Source organism: Natrinema gelatinilyticum (assembly GCF_024266705.1).
In the GTDB taxonomy this organism is placed as follows: Archaea; Halobacteriota; Halobacteria; order Halobacteriales; family Natrialbaceae; genus Natrinema; species Natrinema gelatinilyticum.
In genome coordinates this window covers 526,065-542,960 of sequence record NZ_CP100757.1, presented here as the reverse complement: position 1 = coordinate 542,960, position 16,896 = coordinate 526,065, and the positions used below count along the sequence as shown (strand labels likewise).

General features: G+C 57.6%; 17 protein-coding genes. 4 read left to right on the top strand and 13 right to left on the bottom strand.

Features of this window, described 5'->3' with window-relative positions; translation table 11 throughout:
• Positions 1-81 precede the first annotated feature (81 nt).
• Positions 82-1,248 carry an ISH3 family transposase gene (locus tag NJU76_RS20575; protein WP_254533688.1) on the bottom strand — a complete coding sequence of 389 codons (1,167 nt, stop codon included), beginning with the start codon at positions 1,246-1,248 and terminating at the stop codon, positions 82-84.
• A gap of 762 nt (positions 1,249-2,010) precedes the next feature.
• Between NJU76_RS20575 and NJU76_RS20570 the strand changes: the two genes are divergently transcribed.
• The 4 genes from NJU76_RS20570 (at position 2,011) to NJU76_RS20555 (ending at position 4,358) form a co-directional block, all read left to right on the top strand.
• The gene (locus NJU76_RS20570; protein ID WP_254533687.1) at positions 2,011-2,643 is read left to right on the top strand and encodes a metal-dependent hydrolase; all 633 of its coding nucleotides are present in this window, start codon (positions 2,011-2,013) and stop codon (positions 2,641-2,643) included.
• Positions 2,644-2,765: 122 nt separating this feature from the next.
• Positions 2,766-3,077, top strand: a complete 312-nt coding sequence (locus tag NJU76_RS20565; RefSeq protein ID WP_254533686.1) for a hypothetical protein — start codon at positions 2,766-2,768, stop codon at positions 3,075-3,077.
• Positions 3,078-3,141: 64 nt separating this feature from the next.
• Positions 3,142-3,393 carry a zinc ribbon domain-containing protein gene (locus NJU76_RS20560; protein WP_425604331.1) on the top strand — a complete coding sequence of 84 codons (252 nt, stop codon included), beginning with the start codon at positions 3,142-3,144 and terminating at the stop codon, positions 3,391-3,393.
• Positions 3,394-3,455: 62 nt separating this feature from the next.
• Complete coding sequence (locus tag NJU76_RS20555) at positions 3,456-4,358, top strand: ZIP family metal transporter (RefSeq protein ID WP_254533685.1); 903 nt, start codon at positions 3,456-3,458, stop codon at positions 4,356-4,358.
• A gap of 147 nt (positions 4,359-4,505) precedes the next feature.
• On the opposite strand, the gene NJU76_RS20550 is transcribed toward NJU76_RS20555, so the two are convergent.
• From NJU76_RS20550 to NJU76_RS20495, 12 genes are all read right to left on the bottom strand, one after another.
• Entirely contained in the window at positions 4,506-5,438 is a 933-nt protein-coding gene (locus NJU76_RS20550; protein WP_256566994.1) for a SulP family inorganic anion transporter, read from the bottom strand.
• 22 nt (positions 5,439-5,460) lie between these two features.
• A complete protein-coding gene (locus tag NJU76_RS20545) occupies positions 5,461-6,564 on the bottom strand; it encodes an IS630 family transposase (RefSeq protein WP_254533682.1) in 1,104 nt (367 codons plus the stop codon).
• A complete protein-coding gene (locus tag NJU76_RS20540) occupies positions 6,521-7,354 on the bottom strand; it encodes a SulP family inorganic anion transporter (RefSeq protein WP_254533680.1) in 834 nt (277 codons plus the stop codon). The genes NJU76_RS20545 and NJU76_RS20540 overlap by 44 nt, the downstream gene beginning before the upstream one ends.
• Before the next feature lie 401 nt (positions 7,355-7,755).
• On the bottom strand, positions 7,756-8,607 hold the full coding sequence (locus tag NJU76_RS20535; RefSeq protein WP_254533679.1) for a VOC family protein: 852 nt from the start codon (positions 8,605-8,607) through the stop codon (positions 7,756-7,758).
• A gap of 785 nt (positions 8,608-9,392) precedes the next feature.
• Positions 9,393-9,788, bottom strand: a complete 396-nt coding sequence (locus NJU76_RS20530) for an Hsp20/alpha crystallin family protein (protein ID WP_254533677.1) — start codon at positions 9,786-9,788, stop codon at positions 9,393-9,395.
• A 628-nt stretch (positions 9,789-10,416) separates the two neighbouring features.
• On the bottom strand, positions 10,417-10,884 hold the full coding sequence (locus NJU76_RS20525) for a GNAT family N-acetyltransferase (protein ID WP_254533676.1): 468 nt from the start codon (positions 10,882-10,884) through the stop codon (positions 10,417-10,419).
• Between the two features lie 227 nt (positions 10,885-11,111).
• Entirely contained in the window at positions 11,112-11,780 is a 669-nt protein-coding gene (locus NJU76_RS20520; RefSeq protein ID WP_254533913.1) for an IS630 family transposase, read from the bottom strand.
• A gap of 10 nt (positions 11,781-11,790) precedes the next feature.
• A complete protein-coding gene (locus NJU76_RS20515; protein WP_254533674.1) occupies positions 11,791-12,243 on the bottom strand; it encodes a helix-turn-helix domain-containing protein in 453 nt (150 codons plus the stop codon).
• 255 nt (positions 12,244-12,498) lie between these two features.
• Positions 12,499-14,016, bottom strand: a complete 1,518-nt coding sequence (locus NJU76_RS20510; RefSeq protein WP_254533673.1) for a molybdopterin-dependent oxidoreductase — start codon at positions 14,014-14,016, stop codon at positions 12,499-12,501.
• 389 nt (positions 14,017-14,405) lie between these two features.
• Positions 14,406-14,693 carry an amphi-Trp domain-containing protein gene (locus NJU76_RS20505; protein ID WP_254533670.1) on the bottom strand — a complete coding sequence of 96 codons (288 nt, stop codon included), beginning with the start codon at positions 14,691-14,693 and terminating at the stop codon, positions 14,406-14,408.
• Positions 14,694-14,958: 265 nt separating this feature from the next.
• On the bottom strand, positions 14,959-15,255 hold the full coding sequence (locus tag NJU76_RS20500) for a DUF3006 domain-containing protein (RefSeq protein WP_254533669.1): 297 nt from the start codon (positions 15,253-15,255) through the stop codon (positions 14,959-14,961).
• Positions 15,252-16,676: a lamin tail domain-containing protein gene (locus NJU76_RS20495; protein ID WP_254533667.1), complete on the bottom strand. Its 1,425-nt coding sequence runs from the start codon at positions 16,674-16,676 to the stop codon at positions 15,252-15,254. The genes NJU76_RS20500 and NJU76_RS20495 overlap by 4 nt, the downstream gene beginning before the upstream one ends.
• Positions 16,677-16,896 lie beyond the last annotated feature (220 nt).

Here is a 16,896-nt window from a genome sequence, read left to right as displayed (position 1 = left end):
GATGGAGCTGTCGCTGTCGGCGGCGGTCAGCCGCCGACGCGACAGCGTTGCCACTTGCGAAGACGCTTGCTCGGTCAGTGACTACCGGTAGAACCGGTCATCAGGTGGTCGGTTCGCGGGGACGGCCCGACGCACCGCGAGGGCCGTCCACGCGGCCCGTCGAACCATATTCACGAACTCTTTGTATGGCCACCACCAGAGGCGACGCCCGCCTCGGCGGGGCGTCGCCACATATTCGTAGTGGAGATACCGCCACGCGTTCTGTAACAGCAGGCTCACCACGACGTACAGCAATCTCACCGTTGCGTCTCGTGTCGTTGTCGTCGCTATCGCTTGCTCGGACAAGCGATAGCTCGACTCGATACCGAAGCGTTTGCTGTAGTGGTATTGAGCGTCGCGTGGTGTCTCGATGAACGGCGCGTCAGCGGCGTAGCCGTGACGCGCCACGCCGTGCTCGTCATATCGTCCGTTCAGGTACGTACAGTCGATGTAGACGGGAAACTCGACGGTCCAGCTATGACCGTCGAGTTTCCCTGTCAAGTCGTGTTGAATGATGCGACTCCACCCTTCCGAGAGTTCCTGCTGAATCGTCTTCCCCCACCGGATGATCGGGACAACGTAGGCGTAGTTGTGCGCCTGTAGCAGCGTGAGACACTTGCTGTCGTAGAATCCGCGATCAAGATAGACGGCCTTGATTTCGGTGTCAAGGCCGTCGAGAACACCGAGGAACTCAGCGAGGACGCTGCTGGCGGTGTCGCCGTCTTCGAGACGGCGCACCGCCAGCGTGTAGCGTTTGTTTTTCACACGCGCGTAGAGTGTGGCGTAGGCGTGGAACGAAGTGGTTCCACGCTTCGCTTCCGAGTGGTAGAGAGCGTCTGTGTTGTCTTCGTCACCGTAGTAGGGCCGCAGGTGGAGGTCTGCGCAGACCTCCACCTGCTCGGGGAGCAGTTCCACAATATCTCGCCGAAGAAGCGTGTTTGCGACTCGTTCGAGCCATTCCGGCTCGAACTTCGTCCGGAGATGATAGAGAATCGCGTTTGCTGATGGCGAGTTCTCGCTGGAGTTGCAGAGCGTAGAGATCGAGGTCCCGTCGGCGGTCGCGCCGACGAGGACCTCGTAAATGTCCTCTGCGTCGATTTCAGCGTTGTTGGCAAGGTTCAGAGCAACTTCCTCGTCAAGCTGGTTGACGAGGAAGTTAAGGAGCTGGTCCTCGTGGATTTCACTGTCTGCTTGTTGGGTCTTGAACACACCTTCAGCAAGCAGACGTTCTAACTAACCGGCTTTGTGAAGTACTGAGTCTTAACAATTTGCGTGCGCTCCTCCCTTCCCTACTCACTCGCTTCGCTCGTTCCTTGAGGAAAGGGACTCCGCTTGACCGGTCAGCGTGTTGAAGATGCACCGCGACACCGTCGCCGAACCTCACGTCGGGTGATCGAAACGACAGGGGTGTCGATCCCGGTTGCCCGTCGAGCGATTGCATACCACACCATTCGCGACGACGAAGATACATTTGCTCCTTTGTTTTACAGGCGGTCGAGGCGAATGCCCGGGGCTTGACTCCGGGGCGGTTCACCGGATCCCCTTCCTCGAGACCGTTCCTTGCGAGCGCCATGCTCTCCATCATTTTGACGATGAGGCGGTTGGCGAAACCGCTGGTGATACCCCCGTCGTAGGAGTTCGTGTTGCTCACGTGGTAGGTCGGTGAGGCTTCGACCACGTCGAAGCTGAATTCGCTCGGATCCGACGAACGGGACTCACACGTGCCGTCTGACCCGCTCCCAGGACTACCGATCCCTTCCTGATCCGATAGCCGGTAAGCGGGTTTGTATCGAAAATCTCTTCTGAACGTAAAGAGACAGAGTACTGAATGCAGATGCTAAAATACAGAAGCTCTCCGCATCGTGTTCGCGGCAATCGAGCCGGCGGTCGCGGAAACAGCGGCGCTGAGACGAGAGCCGGAGTCGGCGACTCGGATGCCGTACCGCTCTTCGATACGGGAGTTCAAAACGGGTGCCGCGACGGCGGCGCCGCTCGAGCGTCGAGCGCTCGGGGTACGGACGACTGATGTGGCCGTGGGGGCATCTCGCGGTCGGATATCTCCTCTATTCGATTTCGATCCACGCGTTGCTTCGTCGGCCGCCGAGCGACCGAGCTGCGATTGCGCTCGTCGTCGCGACGCAGTTTCCGGATCTCGTCGATAAGCCACTCGCCTGGATGCTGGCGCTCATTCCAGGGCGTTCGTTGGGGCATTCGTTCTTCTTCGTCGGCCCGCTGGTGCTGATCGGCATGCTGATCGCCGGCAGGTACGACCGACCGGAGGCTGGGGCCGCCTGGGCGATCGGTATTTTTTCGCATCTCTTCACGGACGTCTTTTCCCCGCTGGCGATCCTACAGATGGACGTCTCGCTCGGCTTCCTGTTCTGGCCCCTCATTCCGGTCCCGATGAGCACCCACGGCGGGTTTTTCGAGACGATACTGTTCTACCTGAACGCGTCGATATCGCTCTTGTTCACGCCGATTGGGGTCCTCTTTGCACTCTCTCAGATTATTCCGTTCACTATCATGCTGACCGTCTGGGTGTACGACGGCTGTCCCGGCCTGGGCCTTCTCACTGCGCGGGTTTCCAGCACGCGGTCGGGGTAATCGGACCTGGCCTCTCTGACTGGGATACATATTCATTTGCAGCGGACAGCGGTACGCACCGTCGTCGAACCGTCCACCGAAACTATACGTTTCGCGTCAGTGGTGGGTAGCAGAGACCGACCATGTCCACCGAGCCGGCGACTCCACCGACGGAGCTCTCGACCGACGTCGTCGGGAGGCTCGACGAGTATTCGTCCGAGACGCTCCGCCAACTCGCCAGATACGCCGAGTCGCTCGCCGAATACCGGGCGCGCAACGCCCGAATCGCCGAGGGAGCCGACGAAGCCGAGGTCGAGGATCTCCCGGACGACGTCCCGCCGAAGGTGACGATAATGGTGAAAGAGATCAACGAGAATTGCTACTATTACTGGCAGTGGCGAGACGGCGACGAGATCGAGTCGACGTACAAGGGGCCGGTCGACTCGAGCGAGTAGTCCCGATATCGCTCGATACCCAGGAATCCCGAGTTCCCGTTCGGAACCGACGAACCGGTACTCGTTGCGGGTCCGTGAGCACTCCTGTCCCTCGTGCTGGTTCACAACGGACAGGGATTGGAACGCGGCCTGGAACATTCTTTCTCGCGGCATCAAGAAAGTAGGGACGGGCTGCCCCGAATCACCGTCTGCGGAGACTTCGCTCCCGATAGGAACCACTGCGGTTCTTGCAACGCACGTTTGGACTCCCCTCTCACCGCCACTGCGCAGTTCAGTGGGGGGACTTTGCCATCCCAAATGGGAAAACAAATTTTAGGATAACCTAAATTATGTTGGCGAATTAGAAATACTTTTCAGGGCTTGGGACCAACACGGTGTATGGCCCTACTGGAAAACCTCGTGCTCGTATTTATTGCTGGTCTGCTCACAGCGGTGGCGACTGGCATCGGAGCACTTCCGTTCTTCTTCGTCGATGACTTCAGCGACCGATGGAACGTTGGCCTGTGGGGGATCGCGTCGGGAATTATGGTGACCGTGTCGGTGTTCGGCCTGGTCAACGAGGGGCTGGCCTACGTTTCGAGTGGCTTCCCGACCCTGTTGGTCGGCGGTCTGCTCGCGGGCGTCGTGCTGGTCGAAATCTCCGACAGAGTACTCGACGGTGTCGACTTCGGAACCGATGGTGCGTCCCATCACGGTGAAGAACCGGGCACTGACGGGGGAGTCCCGATCGATAGTCCGGGCCACGATCAGGACGAGATCGCGCTCGAGGCGAAGGCGTTCGCCGAGGGCGACCTGAAGAAACTCGTGCTCATCCTCGGCATCCTCACGGTCCACAGTTTCCCCGAGGGCGTGGCGGTCGGCGTCTCGTTCGCCAGGCTGGGGCTCGACGGAGGGGTGCCCATACTCGGGTTCGCGGTCCCGTTACTCGCGGTGTTCATGACCGTCGCCATCGCCGTCCACAACATCCCGGAGGGAACCGCGATCGCCATTCCGATGCGAGCGATGGGGCTGTCGAACTGGCGGATGGTCGGTGCGGCGGTCTTCTCCAGTCTCCCCCAGCCGATCGGCGCGGTCATCGCGTTCGTGTTCGTCTCGTGGGCCGAGTCGTTCCTCCCGTTCGGCTACGGGTTCGCCGCCGGCGCGATGGTCTATCTGGTCGCGACGGAGTTCATCCCCGAAGCAATCGAGACCGGCGCCGAACTCCCGACCCACGGCTACCGGGAGTTACTGGCCGGGTTCGCGGTCGGCGTCCTTTCGATGCTACCCGTCGTCTACGTGTGAATCGTGACCAGGACGTCGATGTAGCGCCACTCGCCGTACTCGGATGACGCCCGTCGCTCGGCCGGAGTAGTGGGATTGCAGCGTCTGATCGATCATAGACGGCCCGTACCGATCGAACGTCGTGCTGCAGTGGAGTTGTTCGCGGCGTTATTCGGTCGAATCTTCGCTGTCTAACCGATTATAGAAGGCGGCCACGCCTCTGTCCACTTCCAGGTAGAAGGCGTCGATCTCCTCCCGTAGACCGCTTCGTTCCACCGTCTCTACGAAGGGGGCCTTCGCCCCTGCGACGGTAAAGCGGATACCGCGCTCGTGGAGGTCGTCAACCAGTTCGTGCAGGGTCTCGTGTGCCGTCGAGTCTATGTCGGTGATCGCCTCGGCGCTTACTAGCACTTCTTCCGGGGGCGGATCCGACTCGTCGACGAGCGCGGTAATCTCGTCGACGAGGACGTCGGCGTTGGCGAAGTAGAGCGGAGCGTCGAACCGGTAGATTATCAGTCCCGGGATCTCCTCAGCATTCGGGAGAGTGTCTACGTCGCGGAACCGTTCCGTTCCGGGCACACGTGCTACCACCGCCGTGTGAGGCTTGTACGGCTTGAGGGCCGCATCCAGGAGGGATAGAAAGACTGCGACCAATATGCCGGTGAGTACGCCGACGCCGACTACCAGCGCCGCCGTGATCAGTATTAGCCAGAAGTCGAACCGATCGAGAACTCGGACGCGTCGTATCGCCGAGAGGTCGACGAGACCGGCGGCTGCGACCAGGAGCACTCCGGCGAGCGCAGCTTGCGGCAGGGTCTCGAATAGCGGTGTCAAAAAGAGAAGCGTCAGGACGACGAGTACAGCTGTCACGAGGTTTGCAGCCTGAGTCTTCGCGCCCGCTTCGTCGTTGACGGCGCTACGGGACTGACTTCCATTGACCGGAAACCCCCCCATCAATCCCGCCCCCACGTTGGCCGCACCCAGCGCATAAAACTCCTGGTCCACGTCGATCTCGTAGTCCTTCTCCGTCGCAAGCGATTGCTCAGTGAGAATGCTATCAGTGTACATAAGCAGCGCCACAGCCAGGGCCGGCACCAGCAACGAGGTGAGGTCGCTTTAATGATCAAGATAACTTTTGCAAATATGGACTGAGGAATTGATCGATCCAGGACTTGGCAAATCCGAGTCGATCGGTAAGGGTGTCAAAGAGACGGCGAGCGAGAGTTCGGAACGCGCTCTCGCTCGCCACCACGATTGGCGAGGCAGTGCGTTTGAGTACTTTCCAGACCTGTTCAATCGGGTTGAGATGCGGTGAGCCGACCGGAAGAAAGACGAGATCAATACCGAGTTGATGTGCGCGCTTGCGCGTGTGTTCACAGATGTGAGACGAGAAGTTATCCAAGACGAGCAGAATCCGTGTTCCCGGATTCTGCTCGCGGACTTGCTCCAATAGCGCACAGATGTTCTCTTTCGATTGATCTTCAGGGAACGTCAGGACACTTTCGCCGTTGAGCGTATAGCATCCGACCGCTGGTTCGTCAAGTTTCACCAGCGGTCGTTCCAGTGTCGGATCATCAATGTACCACAGTCGATGCGAATTGTCGTATGGTTGTGGATGCGAAGCATCACAAAAACCGACGACAGTTCCCCCATCCGTGCAAATATCGTCGTCGAGGACCCATCCTTCGTCCTCATCATCAGGACGCTTGTTATGTGCCGTCTCTGTCTCCTCGTCGAACGCGTCTGCGACGCGTTCTTCGAGGATTTCATCTGCGTTTTCTGGCCGAGAGGGGCGCTTTGGACGTGGTTTAGCGTAGGACAGTCCGAGATTCCGGAGGAATCGACCGAGATAATCCGGATGGTACTCTACACCGAACTCTTCGTCCAAGAGCTGATGAACTTCCTGTGCTTTCCAGGGTTGCCCCTCCCGGAGAAGTTCTAACAGACGCTTTTGTTCCTCGTCACCGAGCTTCGGGGGCCTTCCGCCCCCGAAGTTCGGTGTCAACTGACCAAGTCCGCCATCGTTCCATCGACGCGCCCAGCGACTTCCAGTCGACGCAGATTTGCCAACGTCGTCGGCTGCTTCCTCGTACGTTGCTCCCTTGTAGAGACGTTTGACAAAGGTGAGTCGCTTGATGATCTTTGGATCGTCTGCTTCGTCCAGCAGACGATCCAACTCCTGCTCACTTAGATGACGAACAAGATCGCCTCGCCGGTCTCCTCCCATTACTCGCCCGTCTCAGTCTATGCCCATAACTTCCGTCACTCATTACAGCGACCTCAGGGAGACCGACGGCGGGTAGGCCCGGTTCGATGGGGCCGATAACGGCGACCCCTTCCGTCTCGAGGTCTCCGAAGACCACCGTGATCGTCGCAACTGCCATCCCGAATAGATACGCGAGCGCACGAGATCCGATTCGCCGTACGAGAAGGATCGTGACGACCGTGAGGGTCCCTACGGCGACCGTCCATCTGTTTACGGTTTCTACGGAAAGCAGGATCGAGATGACCGTGGGCGCGTCGATACCCAACAGACTTCCGAGTTGACTGGCGGCGATGATGATCGCCGAGCCCAGAATATAGCCGATTAATACCGGTCGGGAGAGAAATCGGGTGATCCAGCCGAGCTCGAGCAAGCCACCCAGCATCGAGATGACCCCGGTGAGGATAGCCAATGCCGCCGTGAAGGCCACGTACTGAGCGACATCGCCACCCGCTATCGGTGCGACGATCGTCGCCACCAGGATAGCCACCGTACTCTCCGGACCGACGTTCAGCTGTCGTGACGTCCCGAACACGAAGTAAAGGGGCATCGCTCCCAGCGCCGTATACAACCCGACGACGGGGGGAACGCCGGCTAACGATGCATACGCGAGCGCCTGTGGAACGAGCACGGCCCAGAGTGTGACTCCGGCAAGCACGTCGCTCGTCACGCGATCACGTCGATACTCGGTAACGAGTTCGATCCCGGGAAGACGAGATCGGACCCGTTTGAGCGTGGCCGAATCGATATCCATACCAGGCCACCTCGTAGTATATCCGCATGAGCGATAACCGCTGTCACTAGTACCTCCCGGGATCCGTCTACTTCTAATGGAGAGTCTGTGTATGCGTATTTCGCCACCGATCTGTGGGGCGAACACGGACTTCGAACTGCCAGAACCCCGGAACGCATCTTTCGATCGTCGATGGCACCCGAACTCGGGGCGTTCGTCGGCGGCAGGTGTGGGTAATCGAAGACGGAGGCTCCGGTTCCATCACCAGACACCGTCTCAAGCCGTGATGTGATCGGGGTCGGAGGGCCTCTCGAGCGTCTCCGTGGATTGGAGCACACTTCCGCCGAACTGGAATGCGCTCACTGCCGGCGTCGTGAGTCGAAAGCCCTCGATCGGACACTCCCATCCCTGCGCTCGAACGATCAGTTTGGTGCTGTCGTTCGGAGCCGCACTTCGATACCGTCCGTGTCGGTGACCGCGAGACCGTCGTCCGTCTCGGTCGCCGCAACGCCGCGGGCCTCTATCCGCTCTCGAACTGCGTCGAGTGCACCCCGATCCGGTACGACGATCTCGAACCACGATAGCCCTCGTCCCTCGATCGGTGTCGTCCGGTCGTGCCACGTATTCGCGCCGAGGTGATGGTGATACCCGCCTGCCGAAACGAAGCACGCGGCCGGGACGGTGGTTTGCACTTCGAATCCGAGGACTTCCACGTAAAATTCCCTGAACGCTTTCAGTGAGGTGACCTCGAGATGGACGTGACCGACATCCGTTCCGGTGGGTGCTCGGGCGGCACCCGTGGCGGCAGCTTCGATGCTAGCGAGATCGAGTGGCTCGGTCCCGATTCGAACCGTTCCGTCGTCGGCGATGGGCCATTCGTCGCGGGGGAAATCGCGGTAGATCTCGACGCCGTTCCCTTCGGGATCACTGAGATAGAGCGCCTCGCTGACCCAATGGTCGGAGGCGCCACTGAGCTGCCAGCCGTCCCGTATCCGAGCTAGCGAATCACCGAGTGCCTCACGGGAGGGTACTCTGAAGGCATTGTGGTAGAGACCAGCTCCTGATCTCGATCGCTCGAGTGCGTCTCCATCTCTTTCCAAGACGAGAAGTGGTGTTCCGCCAACCCCGAGAACCGAACCGGTATCGGATCGGTGTTGCACACCGAGGCCAACGACGTCCCGGTAGAACTCGGTCATCGCCTCGATATCGGTGACACGGAGCGCAGTCCGGCCGATGTGTGTTCCTCCAGGAAGCGTGTCCGTGTTCGATGGCATGGTCATTTTGGATGATTTGGAACATTCCGTCTCGGAATCTCCCCGGTAGTAAACGACTGATAAACGTCGTCGACGAACCGGTCAGTCATATATGGGTCCGTGTCACCGGTGGCACCGGCCACGAACACCGTCCTTCGTAGTTTCATTACATTACTTAGTTTGCTCCAAACCCATATATAGTTCAGGTGACAACAAAGTGACCAGGTTATGGTTGCCCAACCACCGGCCGACAGTGATCAGGAATCCGATATCTTGGCCGAAAGGTTGCGATGCATCAGAACGCGAGAGTGGTTGGCGTACCCTGTGAACATCACAGGGCTACAAGCTGTGCTCCTCATATCGTCGAGCCCAATCTGGGCCACAACGTGTTCAGACGGTGCGCAGACCACTCGGCAAAGCCCGGAGTCTACCTTCACGACTTGTCCAGCGGTTTCCAACCGCAGGAACAAGTGGTAGACTGCAAACCCTAATATCCCGAATGCGGCCGGGATTCCCCCGCGTGAACGCGGAGGAGGATGTCAACGCGCTCAGCGCACTCACCAACCGAAACCGGGATACTGACAGCTTTTGATTGGTGAACCGATACACTTCTCACCCGAGTGTCGCAAATGTACTACGATTTCAACGGGAGGCTCGTTTTGCCGTTTGAGCGCACGACTTCTCTCCTTGACGTCAGCAAACTACAGCCCATCTAGGGATGTATTCAGTACGGAGGTCGGAACCACGTCTGAAAAATTCTTTTCAATGAATTGAATCGGATTGTCCGAAATCAGTCGTTCTGGTTACTAGATCGGGATAGTCACCTGTTGCCCTTCTTCTTTTGGCAACGTAATTTTCAGTATACCGCTTTCGTAGGTGGCTTCAGCTTTATCGGGGTTCGTTGGTACTGGCAGTGGAATGGTCCGTTCGACGTTAGAGTGCCATTCACTGTGGAGTGTTTCGCCTTCCCCTTCGTATTCGTCGCGGGTTGCTGAAATAGTTAACAATGTATCCGTACTCAGGATTTGAATATTGTCATTCTCGAAACCTGGAAGTTGAGCACTGACAGTTATCGATTCAGGCTCGTTGATGATTTCGATCAACGGCCTTGGTACAGCGTGTTGTGCCCGGGCCTCCTCTGCTGTTTGTGAAATCGCACGGCGGTGTTCACCCCATGTAGCATAATGCGGTACGGGAGTCATTCCAACGGGAACATGGTGTCGGTTCATAACACTTCCCCTGCTTGGGAGTAGATCTCCTTTGTTATACACACCGATCGTGCGTTTATTGGATAGTAATGACGTTTTTCTGAATTTTCCACCAGAATAGCAACAATTGTGGCGGATTATGAAATAGGTCTCGGGTATTAAGATAGTAATACCTTGAGAAAGAGACTAGTACTGTGATAGCTGCGAACCCTGTACTGAGTGCTCACTGCTCAATGTGAACCGCCTCGGGGTCACGCCCCGAGGCACTCGGCCTGCCCTTTCTAGAGATGTGCCAGTATCGGTCATCACGTCCTAACAAGACATACCACTAACAGCCCAGACTCGTACCACAGCATGAGAGGGTTCGATCGATATTTCCTTGAAAGCGTCACCGACCATCTCATTCGGGCATCGCCAATTCCTGGACTTACTGGTGTTTCAACCTTCGACTTGTGAGTACCAGCATCCGTGCAGTGGCAGATTGAAACTGTGAACTGACAGTAACGGCGTGCAAGACTTAGAAGATGGATACAGCACGGCAGCCACGTTCATTTCGCTTCCCATCTACTGAATCAGCCATGCTGTGAGGCGTGCGTACTGGACATCGAACTCAAATCTTGCCTCACTCTAGTGACAGAGCATAATCGACTTGCTTCGGTCGAAGCCCTGTTTCCCGATAAAACCGGCGGGCACCCTCGTTGTGCCATTCACAAGAGACCTTGAGGTGGTCGCAATCCCAATCTTGGGCGACCTCTTTCACGCGGTTAACGACTTCCGCGCCGTGACCTTGGTTCCGGTGACCTTCGTCGATAATAAGGTCTACGATACGGAGATACTGTGAGTACTTCCGTGAGGAGTGATGGCCCTCTCGGAGAGTGACGTAGCCTATACTCTCACCCTCGTGGACGATAAGGTAGATCGTGACTGCCTCCTCATCAAGAAGTGCGCGGAATCCATCGCCGGAGACATCATTGACATCCGCATAAGTGAGTTCGTTCAGTTTGTCGTATTCTTCCATTGAGCTGGCGAGGGTATACCAGCGTTCAACGAGCGCATCGAGGTTTTCAGCGGTGGCCTCAACAAGTTCCATACGAGGATTCTACACTATTTCACCATCAATCTCCAGGAGGAATGCTGGTGACTGCCACACCTGAATCGACTGTTCTCTGATCACGGTATCGGCACGTGCTGCATTCGCGCTGTGTGTCTTGCAGGGCTTCAGAAAAATGAGTTGGAACTGGCAGTTTGATCGTCGGATGATGTACTCACAAGTTCGTGGTTGAAGCTACACTGAGTGCTCTCCCAAACATCGAATGACTAGTTCTCAGCCTCCTCGATAATCGGATAGAGCCGGTGTAGTTTCGTTCGAGCGTCCTCGCTTGTGAATTGCCACTTGACCGTGACATCTAACTCATTGCGTTCAGTTTCCCACGCAGCGACCTCCGACTGGAGGGTCGCTGCGTCCGGAATTCGGCGGTTGAGGCACTGGGTCTGGAGCGTGCTCCAGACGAGCTCGGCCATATTTAGCCAACTTCCATGCGTGGGCGTGTAGTAGAACTCGAACCGATCGAGATACTCGCGTGCTTTCTCGGGCGGGAAGAACCGATAGAAGGCGGCCGGATTGTGTGTGCTGAGATTATCCAAGACTACCCGGATGCGGTCTGCATCCGGGTAGTCGTCGGCAATCGTCTGCATACAGTCGATCCACTCGCAGGTCCGCCGACGTTCCGTCACATGGAAGCGGCACTGGCCGGTCAACGGTTCAGTCGCCACGTGGAGCATCTGTTTGCCGTTGCGTTTGTAGCGGTGATCTGTCCGAGCGACCGCTCCCGGCGCGACCGGGAGCGGGTCGCGCAGATGCTTGCGAAGCGCCTTACTGGACTCGTCGAAACAGATGACTGGATGGGTCTCGTCGTACGGTTCTTCATAGAGTGCGAGGATCGACTCCATGCGGTAAACAAACTCGGCGTTCTCTCTGGGCGGGATAAGCCAGTACTCAGAGCGGTGTGGCTTCAGGTCGTTTTTTTAGCCGTTGTCGGACGGTTTCTTCGGAGATCGAGTCGAACTCGATCTCCTCAAGAGTGACAAGGCGATCAGCAAGGAGTGCGTACGTCCAGCGACTGTGCCCTTCTGGTGGCTCTGAACACGCAAGAGCAATGAGGTGCGCTTCACCGCGGCCATCGAGTTTTGGTGTGTAGTCTCGGTCGGGTTTGCGGCGATGAATCGCCGCAATCCCTCGGTCGGCGTATGCTTTCCGTGTCTTGTAGGCGGTATTCCAGTGGCAACCGACGTGCTCACTGATTTGGGCATCAGTGAGCCCGTCGTCAGCCTTCAGAAGGATCTTTGCGCGGATTATATCCTCAGCTCGGTGTGTTCCCTTGGAGCTGAACGTCTCAAGTTCCTGTCGCTCCTCCTCGGAAAGTTCAACAACGTGCTTCTTTCTACTCATTCCAGTGAATACGTGCTCGGAGGAGATATACTAGGTATTCGACGGTTGGGAAGCTACTGAGTGGTGTTTCACCCTTCGACTTGTGAGTATCAGCATCCATGCAGTGACAGATTGGAACTGTGAACTGACAGTAACGACGTGCGAGACTTAGAGGATGAGTTCAGCACAACGGCTTCGTTTCTTTCAACCCCTAATAGGGGAATCAAATTTCCAGTGTTCGTGCTAACTTACCGGCGTAGATTCTATCAGGTATTGTCACGATGAGGATGCGTCCATCATATTCACCGTCTTCGAGACCCATCCCGTGGCACCACTTGGGAACGAGTCCGACTGCTCCTCGGCCTGAACGGTTCCGTCTCCATCGATCGCCCGGACGACGACCATCTGGCTGTCCTGGGGTTCGAATTCGAAGCGCCACTGTCGCCACACGTCCTCGCCCGGCAGCGGTTCCGACAGTTCGGCATCCTGCCAGGTGTCGCCGCCGTCGACCGAAACCTCGACGACGTCGACGCCGCGGGTCCCGGCGTACGCGTGGCCTGCCACTTCGATTTTTCCGTTGCCCAGCATGGACTCGCTCCAGAGTTTGGCGACGGTGTTCACCGGGCCGGTTCCGTGCCACCCGCGCTGTTCCCAGTAGCCGTCCATCTCCTCGTCGAGTAATTCGATCTCGTCGAGCCACTTGACGTTCGTCTCCCCCCAGTGTCCGGGAATAAGTACTCGCACAGGATGACCGTGGGACTGTGGGAGCGCCTGGCCGTTCATCCCCCACGCAAGGAACCCGTCTTCGAGCGCTTCGATCGGGAATTGGACGAAGTAATCGTCCTCCGCGCGGAGCATCGCACACCGACACTCCCCTTCCGGGTCGGCTTCCTCCAGTAGTGGCTTAATCGGCGTCCCGGTCCAAACGGCGTTGTCCAGTTTGTGACCGTTCAGGCTCTCGCCGACACAGCGAAGCGTCACGAACCGTCGCTCTGTCGGCATGTCGGTTAGTTCGTCGAACGCAACTGTGATGTCCGTCCCGACCTCACCAGTGACGGTCAGCGACCACCCTTTGGCCGACAGGTCCGGGTCGAACTGCGCGATGTCCACGTTGTAGAATTCGTCGAACGTACTTACCAAGCTCGGGATATCGCCTTCGATGTCGAGGGACTTACTCTCGGCCTCCTGCATGAGTGTCGATACCTCTTCATCTATCTCCCCGCGCTCGTCGCTGGCCGGGCCGCCGGTCGTCACCAGCCGCCCGAGGCCGATCGATACTCCAATGAAGGTGAGTGCGCTCGCACCGGAGATGAGTGCGCTCCGCCGTGACTGGTCGTGTTCCGCCGAACTAAACGGCGCAGTACCGACTGCGGTAAATACTGCTACTGGCCCAGCCGCACCGAGTGCGAGCGTTGGCTCAGTCGTAATCGCTGTCGTCACCCCCCACGCGAGTGTGGCGGCGAGGAGTACGCCCGCGGAGGGTTGACCGAATCGCCGCGCTACGAGAAGCCCGACTATCGCAGTGCCTGCGAGTACTCCGATCGCGATCGTGAACGACAGCGCGATGTGAAGGAGATGTCCCTGCTCGCCCACGTTCTGTATGACGAACGCGACGATCAATCCGGGCGTCAGTCGTACGACGAGGGCGTCGATCGGTGCGACGATGAACTGTCTGGTGTATCCCGCGACAGCATACGAGCCAGCGACCCCGGTTACCCCTGCGAGGATAGAGAATAAAATCTCAGAATAAGAGACAAAATCGCGGGTTTTTATCGGCATCGCCTTAATGTTCATAGTTGAGGCCTTAGAGGCCAAAGCTAAAGAAGATTTTTCAAAGTTTGTTCAAATTCTGTCTAAAGACATCCTGGGTTAAACCCAACCTCTATATTCAGCGGACAGCTTCTGACAGAACCTGGATAAATTGCAACTCGACGTGATATACCGATTCTCTGTACTTAACGACTCGAGGTAACCGGAGGTATGTCGTTTCCCTGCTACATCTGCGCTGTGTATCTTACATGGCTTCAGAAAAATGAGCTGGAACTGGCAGTTTGATCGTAGGATGATGTACTCACAAGTTCATGGTTGAAGCTACACTTACCGTTTGAGAGTCTCCATCATCAGTTTCCGTTTCTCACTTAGAAAGAACGCTAAAAGCAGTGTTGTGAAGATGTGCTAATTGATCACTCGATTTCTAACTGGTCACTTCCGACGTCCCCCTCACTGCCGTTCTCGTCCCATTCGAGTTCGAACTCGATACTCAATTTACTGGGCCCGTCTGTTGGCCCCTCGCGTTCGGCTTTGACCTCAAACGTCGGGCGGGCTGGCGGTTCTATCGTCACGGACTCGGAACCAGATTTTAGCGTGACAGCATCGCCTTGTTCGAACTTCTCAGCGACGCTGTGAAGATACGATGCGATTTCTTCTCGGGTTTGGCCACTCTCTGATTTGAACAGAACTTCTTCGGGCATACAAAGTAACAATACACCCTTGCATCGATAAATGCCTGACCTCTACTGAACAATCGGGCTATCCTCTGACTGGGGCGGCAATCCATGCTGCATTCGCGCGCTGTATTCGTCACTGCATATTTGTCAGTCTCTGAAGAGCACTGAAGCAAAACTATGAATTGTTTTGCTAATCCCTATCTCTCGCCGTTAAAGGTAGTGATACTGACGATGGGACCCTGTTCTTTGCCACCGACCCCACGTGGCACTCATATATCGCGTGAGAGGTTCAGCGCGAGTCGGATTCGTCGTCCGTCGCTGGTGGTCGCTGGGATAACTCGTCGAATCGCCGTCGTGCCGCCGTCGCTCGATCGTTCGTCTCTTGGTTCTCGTACGTGATCCGGACCGGTTTTCCGTCCTCGAGTTCGACGTCCACTACTGCACCGACGTGTCGTCCGCTCTCGGGGAGTCGGTCTTCGTTGACCACCAGTTCGCCGGTCGTTTCGCCGTCGTCTTCGAGCAACAACACTGCGAGGTCGTCCTCGAAGCGGTCCACGACCGCCGTGTAGGTTCCGTCGCACGTCATTGGTATTCCTCCTGAAGCACGATAGTTCCGCTATCGTTTCTCACGATAATAACGTCTCCGGCGTTGTTCCAGATGGCGCTGCCGGAACTCCAGTAGAGGTCACTCGAGGAGTCCGTCCCGCTGCCGGTGTGAAGCGTAACCCGCGCGCCTGAATCGAGCGCGAATCCGCTCGGGAACGTATAAGCGTGACCCGCCTCGTCGGTGACCGACCAGCCGGTGAGGTCGAGCGGTCGGGTACCTGTGTTTTCGAGTATGATGTACTCGTCGTTCAGATTGACGGTGTCGTCCCCCGGGGCGTCCTCGTGAACCGCACTGATCGACAGCGCACTCTCTTCTCCCGTCGGCTCGGTCGTCGCTCCGCCGTCGGCCACGGTCGTCGTTGTCGCCGACCCACCCACTGGAACGATCGCGCGGACCGGCATCGCCTCGTCGGAATCCGGTTCGATGGGCTCCCCGTCTCGAAGCGCGAGCGGTGTAGTCGGGGCGTCACGTTGGGTCGCGACCGTGATCGCCGACCCGTTGCTCGTCAACGCGACATCTCCGTGGGTCGCCGTCCAGTACGTCCGGACCGACCGCTGAGAAAACCGCTGGAGTACTTCTTCGTCGGGGTGGCCATACTGGGAGTCGTACGCACTCGAGATGACGGCGATGCGCGGTTCAGCGACGTCCAGGAACTCGCTCCCTGAGCTGGCTTCGCTTCCGTGATGGCCCGCTCTCACGACAGTCGCGTTCAGTTGGGACCCGTATTCGTCGACGAGGTACCGCTCACTGGCTGCTTCTCCGTCCCCTGGCAGCAGGAAGCTCGAGCGGCCGAAGCCGAGTCGAACGACAATACTGTTCTCGTTCCGATCGTCGCTCGCGAGATACTCGGCAGGTGGCGCGAGCACGTCGGTCTCGACCCCCTCGAGCGGGATCCGGTCTCCGGCCCGCGTCTCGTAGAGCATCACGTCGTACTCTTCGATGGCGTTCAGGTAGTCGCTGTACGTTTGCGAATTCGACGTGATCCCGGGGTCGTACACTGCACCGACTCCCTCTCCTCGTGTCTCGAAGTAGTCGATGACTGCCTCGTGGCCGCCGATGTGATCCGCATCCGCGTGCGTCGTCACGAGGTAGTCGATTCGCTCGATGTCGCGGGCCCTGAGATACGCGAGTACGTGTTCGCCGTCGTCGGACCAGTCCCCCGAATCGATGAGCATGGTCTCGTTCGTCGGCCCCACAATCAGCGTACTCGTCCCCTGGCCGACGTTGATGAAATGGACGGAGAGCGTTCCGTTCGGACTCGCTATCGGTCCGTTCTGTGTTCCGTCCGGCAAATCGTCAGTCGTCCCTGTTGGCGCGTCCTCAGTGACGATAGCGCCACATCCCGCGAGGACGACGAGACCTGTCACGACGACCACGGCCAGAATACGACTCCCCCTCATGGAGCCACCGAGGGGATACATTTGGATAGATGTATCGGATTTCAAATAGCCCCAACTTAGGGTCTATGCCCCTATAACAGGGACAAGTGGCAATATTTCATCTATATTATAAAATAATTTATTTAACTGGTTTATTGATAATATTAGCGGCTGAGTTCCCTCCCCGGTCTCCGTTCATTCACGGTGCTGTGGCAGCATCGACTACTCGGCTCTCGAGTAC

What these genes read in the sequence shown, in the direction of transcription:
- NJU76_RS20565 (WP_254533686.1), top strand. Translation starts at nt 2,766, where the DNA reads ATGTCCACCGAGCCGGCGACTCCACCGACGGAGCTCTCGACCGACGTC.
- NJU76_RS20555 (WP_254533685.1), top strand. Translation starts at nt 3,456, where the DNA reads ATGGCCCTACTGGAAAACCTCGTGCTCGTATTTATTGCTGGTCTGCTC.
- NJU76_RS20545 (WP_254533682.1), bottom strand. Translation starts at nt 6,564, where the DNA reads ATGGGAGGAGACCGGCGAGGCGATCTTGTTCGTCATCTAAGTGAGCAG.
- NJU76_RS20540 (WP_254533680.1), bottom strand. Translation starts at nt 7,354, where the DNA reads ATGGATATCGATTCGGCCACGCTCAAACGGGTCCGATCTCGTCTTCCC.
- NJU76_RS20535 (WP_254533679.1), bottom strand. Translation starts at nt 8,607, where the DNA reads ATGCCATCGAACACGGACACGCTTCCTGGAGGAACACACATCGGCCGG.
- NJU76_RS20530 (WP_254533677.1), bottom strand. Translation starts at nt 9,788, where the DNA reads ATGACTCCCGTACCGCATTATGCTACATGGGGTGAACACCGCCGTGCG.
- NJU76_RS20525 (WP_254533676.1), bottom strand. Translation starts at nt 10,884, where the DNA reads ATGGAACTTGTTGAGGCCACCGCTGAAAACCTCGATGCGCTCGTTGAA.
- NJU76_RS20515 (WP_254533674.1), bottom strand. Translation starts at nt 12,243, where the DNA reads ATGAGTAGAAAGAAGCACGTTGTTGAACTTTCCGAGGAGGAGCGACAG.
- NJU76_RS20510 (WP_254533673.1), bottom strand. Translation starts at nt 14,016, where the DNA reads ATGAACATTAAGGCGATGCCGATAAAAACCCGCGATTTTGTCTCTTAT.
- NJU76_RS20505 (WP_254533670.1), bottom strand. Translation starts at nt 14,693, where the DNA reads ATGCCCGAAGAAGTTCTGTTCAAATCAGAGAGTGGCCAAACCCGAGAA.
- NJU76_RS20500 (WP_254533669.1), bottom strand. Translation starts at nt 15,255, where the DNA reads ATGACGTGCGACGGAACCTACACGGCGGTCGTGGACCGCTTCGAGGAC.
- NJU76_RS20495 (WP_254533667.1), bottom strand. Translation starts at nt 16,676, where the DNA reads ATGAGGGGGAGTCGTATTCTGGCCGTGGTCGTCGTGACAGGTCTCGTC.